A 4,247-nucleotide genomic window follows, 5' to 3' on the forward strand; every position below is an offset into this window, starting at 1 on the left:
ATTCACCCCATTGCGGCCCAAAGCGCCAAACAGTTTGCCGCTGGTGCCATGATGGTTCCGCATCTTATCACCCACCACTGCTACAATGCAAAGATCTCTTTCTACGAGCAGCGGCTCTATCTGCTTTTCCTGGATCTCCTGGGCAAACTCGCTGTCAACTGTAGTTTTGGCCTTCAGCATATCTGCTTCGTGTATACCTACCGTTATGGAGTGCTCCGACGAGCTTTGGGTGATGAGGATCACGTTGATGCGTTCCTGTAACAGGGAATCGAACAGGCGGCGGGAGAAACCGGGTATGCCTATCATACCGCTGCCTTCCAGTGTAAGTAATGCAATGTTCTGGATCCCGGAAATACCGGTTACAGGATAGCTGCGGTTATGGCCGTCGTGCACATGAATCAGGGTGCCATGATCTTCCGGGGCAAAGGTATTTTTGATCCAGATGGGAATGCGTTTGGTCATTACCGGCTGTATGGTGGGCGGGTAAATAACCTTGGCGCCAAAGTGCGACAGCTCCATGGCTTCCTCATAGCTGATATGCGGAATGGGAATGGCCTGTGATACCAGGCGTGGGTCGGCGGTCATCATGCCGCTAACATCCGTCCATATATCCAGCACCCTGGCACTCACTGCTGCGGCAACAATAGCGGCGGTATAGTCGGATCCGCCGCGGCCCAGGGTAGTGGTTTCCCCATCGGAGCTGGCGGCTACAAAACCGGGTATCACCACATAATCTGCTTTTTCTTCCTGGAAATATTCTGCGATCTGATGGTTGGTGGCCAGGAAGTTCACCCTTGCGCTGCCGAAGAAAGCGTCGGTCACTATCAGCTCCCGGCTGTCTTTCCATACAGCGGTGGCGCCCAGCTGTTTCAGCTTTTCGGCAAGCATATACGAAGATACCAGCTCGCCAAAGCTCATAATTTTATCGAGGGAGCGTTTGCTCAGCTCTTCTACCTGGAAAATACCGTCACACAGGGTTTCCAGCACATTCAGCTTTTTCTTCACCTGGCTAATCAGGCTGCTTTGCGCGGTAATGGGAAACAGGGTACGGATGGTATCCAGGTGTAAGGTTTCAATTTCCTGTAACACGGATTTGTATTGCTCCTGGCCTTTGGCAGCCAGCTGTCCGCAGCGGATCAGCTTATCTGTAATGCCGCTCATGGCAGAGGCTACGATGGCAAAGCGGCCCTGGGGTTTCTGGTGAAGGATAATGTTACAAACCTGCTCTATGGCCCTGGTACTACCCATGGATGTACCGCCGAATTTTAATACCTGCATGTGAAACTTAAGTTAGTGAATGCGTAGAAAAAGTGTGGTTCCCTTTCGCGGGACCTACCACCGGAGTGGTCGTGAGACGATATGTTTATCTTAACCCCGCACAGGGGTTGTAATGGTGGATGTTGTAATAGTGCTGATGCCAGCCCCGGAGAAGGAGCGTGCAGCGGTAGTGAAGTATGTGGATATTGGTAGCACTATTATAGAAAATTTACTTTCTGGTAACAAAAGTCTTGGTTTTATGTTTAAAAAACAACCCAATTGTCAATTTTTTGAAATAATTTAAATAAAATTGGGTAAATACGAATAAATACTAAATATAACAGCTTTGTACACACCTTTGTTGAGCAGATGTGCAGCCGGTGCTGTTATACGGCAGCAGCTTTGCTGATTTAAACCAATAGGCTATATTTGGATGTATAAAGGTGCTATTATGCCTTACTTCAGGAATTTCACGTATTATATAGACAAGCGCAGGTGGAAATACTATTTCCTGCTGGCCACCCTGGCCATGGATTCGGTGAAATGAAGTCCTGCTTTCAACATCTCCAACATCTTACTTCATTTTTAAAAACAAGCCATGCCTCAATATCATCAGCTGGGACAGATCCCGCATAAACGCCATACCCAATTCCGTAAACCTGACGGTACTTTATACTCGGAGCAGCTTTTTTCTACGGAGGGTTTTTCTTCCCATTACTCACTGCTGTATCACTGTCACCCGCCTACGGAGATCATAAAGGTGGATGAGCCTTATTCCGCAGCGCCGCGTATTGCGGAGGAAAAAATGCTGAAGCACCGCAGCTTCCAGGGTTTTAACATTAAACCGGTGCCTGATTTCCTGGCCAGCCGCAAGGCGGTGCTGGTGAACAGTGATTGCCATATAGTGCTGGCTGCGCCGCAGCAAAGCATGCAGGATTATTTTTATAAAAATGCAGATGCGGATGAGCTGATCTTTGTGCATGAAGGCTCCGGCATTTTGCATACCCAATACGGGCAGCTGCCTTTCAGCTATGGCGATTACCTGGTGATACCGCGGGGTACTATTTACCAGGTAGCTTTTTCAGATGCCAATAACCGCCTGTTCATTGTGGAATCGTTTAGCCCTATCCGTTTTCCCAAACGGTATTTAAGCCAATACGGACAATTGATGGAGCATGCACCCTTTTGCGAAAGGGACATCCGCCAGCCGCAGCACCTGCAAACCATTGATGAAGCAGGGGATTTTCTGATCCGGATTAAAAAGAAGGGGATGATGTATCCCATCCACTATGCGCATCATCCCTTTGATGTGGTGGGCTGGGATGGCTGCGAATACCCCTTTGCCTTTTCTATTCACGATTTTGAGCCTATTACAGGGCGTGTGCACCAGCCGCCGCCGGTGCACCAAACCTTTGAGGGCGGCAATTTTGTGGTATGCTCTTTTTGCCCGCGCCTGTTCGATTATCACCCACAGGCTATCCCTGCACCTTATAACCATAGCAATATTGACAGTGATGAGCTGCTGTATTATGTGGATGGGGATTTTATGAGCCGCAAACATGTAACCCGCGGCATGATCACGCTGCACCCCGGTGGCATCCCGCACGGGCCGCACCCCGGTGCAGTTGAAAAAAGTATTGGCGCAAAGGAAACAAAAGAGCTGGCCGTGATGGTAGATACTTTTCACCCGCTGCAGATCACCGAAGAAGCGCTTGCTATTGAAGATAAGCAGTATGTGATGAGCTGGTCGGAGTAGGGTTACTATCAAATAAAATAGGAAGGGATGCTCAAAAAAATAGCTGCCCCGCTGATGATTTACTTTATCTTGGTACCCTCTAAATCAATCATCATATGGAATACAGGCAACTAGGAGAGAGTAATTTAAAAGTGTCTGCCATTACATTTGGCGCATGGGCTATTGGCGGCTGGATGTGGGGCGGCGCAGAGCGTAAGGATGCGCTGGAAGCGATCCGGGTATCTATTGATCATGGGGTAACCTCCATTGACACGGCGCCTATTTACGGGCAGGGATTGAGTGAAGAGATCGTAGGCGAAGCCATTAAAGGCCAGCAGCGTGACCAGCTGCAGATCCTCACCAAATTCGGTATGCGCTGGGACCTGGACAAAGGCACACTGGCTTTTAAAAGCAAGGATAACAGCGGTAAAGACATTGACATTTACAAATATGCCGGCAAGGAAAGCGTGATCCAGGAATGTGAGGACAGCCTGAAGCGCTTAGGCACCGATTATATTGACCTGCTGCAAATTCACTGGGCCGATGTGACTACGCCCATTGAAGAAACCTATGAAGCGGTATTACGCCTGAAAGAGCAGGGTAAGATCCGCGAAGCAGGCGTTTGTAACTATAATGTTGAACAAACCAAAGCCGCTCATAGCGTGGTAAAGCTGGCCTCTAACCAGGTGCCTTTCAGCATGGTGGAAAGAAGCATTGAAAAAGAGCTGGTGCCTTATTGTATAGAGAACAAGATCGGCATACTGGCTTACAGCCCGCTGCAGAGAGGCATACTTACCGGTAAAATAAAACCGGGGCACTCTTTTAATGAAGGAGATACCCGTGAAGGTAACCGCTTTTACCAGCCTGAAAATATTACCCGCATTAATGCTTTCCTGGATGAGCTGCGGCCTATGGCGGAAAGTAAAAATGCTACGGTGGCGCAATTAGTGATCCGCTGGACTATTGAAAGGCCGGGTATTACAGTAGCGCTGGTAGGCGCCCGTGATGCGAACCAGGCCATACAGAATGCAAAAGCGATCAATGTGAAGCTGAGCGCTGAGGAGATCGATTATATTAATGAGCGGTTATATAAGCTGCAGCTGGTGTAGGAGAGAGGAAGGAGCTGAGCGCCCGGAAGGTGATGAACTTTCCGGGCGTTTTTGTGTTATATAGCCAATTTTATAAATCCTTATATTTGTAATTATGGGATTAGTTTACGCAGATATAGAATTAATAAACGGGGACGATCTTAGTC

The 4,247-nt window shown here is 48.5% G+C and carries 3 protein-coding genes; 2 read left to right on the plus strand and 1 reads right to left on the minus strand.

Annotated features, from left to right (window positions below):
- Window positions 1-1,278, minus strand: a 1,278-nt coding sequence (locus VIM87_RS09715; protein WP_331996801.1) for an aspartate kinase, incomplete at its 3' end; no start/stop codon positions are given.
- A gap of 577 nt (window positions 1,279-1,855) precedes the next feature.
- Between VIM87_RS09715 and VIM87_RS09720 the strand changes: the two genes are divergently transcribed.
- Both VIM87_RS09720 and VIM87_RS09725 read left to right on the plus strand, forming a co-directional pair.
- Window positions 1,856-3,013 carry a homogentisate 1,2-dioxygenase gene (locus tag VIM87_RS09720; RefSeq protein ID WP_331996802.1) on the plus strand — a complete coding sequence of 386 codons (1,158 nt, stop codon included), beginning with the start codon at window positions 1,856-1,858 and terminating at the stop codon, window positions 3,011-3,013.
- Between the two features lie 95 nt (window positions 3,014-3,108).
- Window positions 3,109-4,101 carry an aldo/keto reductase gene (locus VIM87_RS09725; protein WP_331996803.1) on the plus strand — a complete coding sequence of 331 codons (993 nt, stop codon included), beginning with the start codon at window positions 3,109-3,111 and terminating at the stop codon, window positions 4,099-4,101.
- The last annotated feature ends 146 nt before the right edge of the window (window positions 4,102-4,247 follow it).

The sequence above is a fragment of the Chitinophaga sp. genome (genome assembly GCF_036569125.1).
GTDB lineage: Bacteria > Bacteroidota > Bacteroidia > Chitinophagales > Chitinophagaceae > Chitinophaga.